A 2,311-nucleotide genomic window follows, 5' to 3' on the forward strand; every position below is an offset into this window, starting at 1 on the left:
AGCCAGTGCACGCGCCAGCCCCGCTCGCGCAGGGCCTGCGCCACCGCCAACCCCGGAAAGATGTGACCACCGGTGCCGCCCGCCATGATCAAGGCCGTCCTGCTCATACCCGGCCTCCTTGCATCAGCCATGAGGCTGTCGCCCCATGCTGCGCTACGCGCCGGGCCCGGTTTTGATGAAACAGCGCCGTCATACCCGGCCTCCTTGCATCAGGGCTCTGTTTTCCTGATCGATTCGCAGCACCACAGCGATGGCGGCCAGATTGATCAGGATGGCCGAGCCCCCGTAACTCATCAGCGGCAGGGTCAGCCCCTTGGTCGGCAGGGCACCGAGGTTCACGCCCATATTGATGAAGGCCTGAAAACCCATCCACACAGCCACCCCCTGTGCCACCAGACCGGCAAACACCCGCTCCAGCGCAATCGCCTGGCGGCCGATGGACATCATGCGGCGCACCATCCACAAGAACAGCCCGATCACCAGCAGCACCCCCACCAGGCCAAATTCCTCACCAATCACGGCCAGCAGGAAGTCGGTGTGCGCTTCGGGCAGCCAGTTGAGTTTTTCCACGCTGCCCCCCAGGCCGACGCCAAAAATCTCGCCGCGCCCAATGGCAATCAGCGAATGCGTCAATTGATAACCCTTGGCCAGGGCATTCTTTTCGCTCCACGGATCAAGGTAGGCAAAAATGCGCTCGCGCCGCCATTCGCTGGCCGCAATCATCAGGCCGAAGGCCACCAGCAGCACCGCAGCAATCAGGAAGAACATGCGGGCGTTGACGCCGCCCAGAAACAGGATGCCCATGGCGATCACGGCAATCACCATGAATGCCCCCATGTCCGGTTCAGCCAGCAGCAACACCCCCACCATGGCGACGGCGGCCCCCATCGGCAACACGGCACGGAAAAACCGCTCCTTGACGTCCATCTTGCGCACCATGTAGTCGGCGGCATACAGCAACACGGTGAACTTGGCCAGCTCGGACGGCTGAAAACTCAGCGGCCCGACACTGATCCAGCGCCGCGCGCCATACACCACCTTGCCCACATGCGGGATCAGCACCATGACCAGCAGGACCAGTGACGCCAGAAACAGCGGCCGTGCCATTTTTTCCCAGGTCGACAAGGGCACCTGGTAAGCCAGCAAGGCCCCGACCATGGCCATGACCAGCCACATGGCATGGCGTACCAGAAAGTAGGTCGGTGTGTATTTGGCAAACCGCGGGTTTTCCGGCATGGCAATCGAGGCCGAATACACCATCACCAAACCCCACAGCAACAACGCCACCGTGACCCAGACCAGCGGCTGGTCAAACCCCTGGGCCCGGGTTGGCGCCGTGCCCGTGGCCGCCAGCCGGGTCGCCCCCAGGCGCACCGGCAACACATCACCGGCCGGGGTGACCAGACCGCCCAGCCATTGTTTCAGGCGATGGCGCAATGGCGCACTGGCAGCAGTGCTCACAGCTCGCCTCCCAGCATCACACCGGCCGCATCGGCCAGTTCCGTCACCGCCTGCACAAAAACGCGCGCACGGTGCTCGTAGTTGTCAAACATGTCGAAGCTGGCACAAGCTGGCGACATCAACACCGCGTCACCAGCGTGGGCCTGGGCCGCAGCCAGTGCCACGGCCTGCGGCATCGATGCGGCGTCATGCAGCGCGACCCCGGTATCGGCCAAGGCGGCGCGGATCAGTGGCGCATCACGCCCTATCAACACCACGGCACGCACGTGGCGACGCACCGGCTCGGCCAGCGGGGTAAAGTCCTGGCCCTTGCCTTCCCCCCCCAGAATCACCACCACCTTGCGATCAGCCCCCAGGCCGTTCAGTGCCGCAGCGGTGGCACCCACATTGGTCCCTTTGCTGTCGTCAAAATACTCGACCTCATCGACGCTGCCAATCGACTGCACCCGATGGGGTTCCCCCCGGTATTCACGCAGGCCATACAGCATGGGCGCCAGCGGACAGCCAGCAGCACTGGCCAGCGCCAGGGCTGACAGCGCATTGATGGCGTTGTGCCGGCCACGAATACGCAGCGCGTCGGCCGGCATCAAGCGCTGGAAATACAGTTCGTCGGCGGCCTCGCTGCGCTTGCGCTTGGTTTCGTCCGCGTCCAGGGCACGCACCAGCCAGGTCATGCCGTTGACCACCTCGATGCCAAAGTCACCTGGACGCTGCGGCATGTCGCTGCCAAACAGGACACAGTCGCGTTGTTGGGGTTTCTGCAGCTTCACCTTGACCGGGGGCGGCAGCATGGCCATCACCAGTGGATCTTCGCGGTTGAGCACCATCAGGCCGTGCTGGCCAAAGATCC

General features: G+C 63.9%; 3 protein-coding genes. All 3 read right to left on the reverse strand.

Annotation, left to right across the window (positions count from 1 at the left end; all coding sequences use genetic code 11):
• The coding region (locus PHW99_RS17090; RefSeq protein ID WP_300180437.1) for a glycosyltransferase at nucleotides 1–131 on the reverse strand (131 nt) is incomplete at its 3' end.
• A 58-nt stretch (nucleotides 132–189) separates the two neighbouring features.
• Complete coding sequence (ftsW, locus tag PHW99_RS17095; RefSeq protein WP_300180440.1) at nucleotides 190–1,374, reverse strand: putative lipid II flippase FtsW; 1,185 nt, start codon at nucleotides 1,372–1,374, stop codon at nucleotides 190–192.
• Nucleotides 1,375–1,457: 83 nt separating this feature from the next.
• Nucleotides 1,458–2,311 (reverse strand): cyanophycin synthetase (locus tag PHW99_RS17100; RefSeq protein WP_300180434.1); only part of this gene is annotated, 854 nt, incomplete at its 5' end.

The organism is Rhodoferax sp. (assembly GCF_028689305.1).
Taxonomy (GTDB): Bacteria; Pseudomonadota; Gammaproteobacteria; order Burkholderiales; family Burkholderiaceae_C; genus Rhodoferax.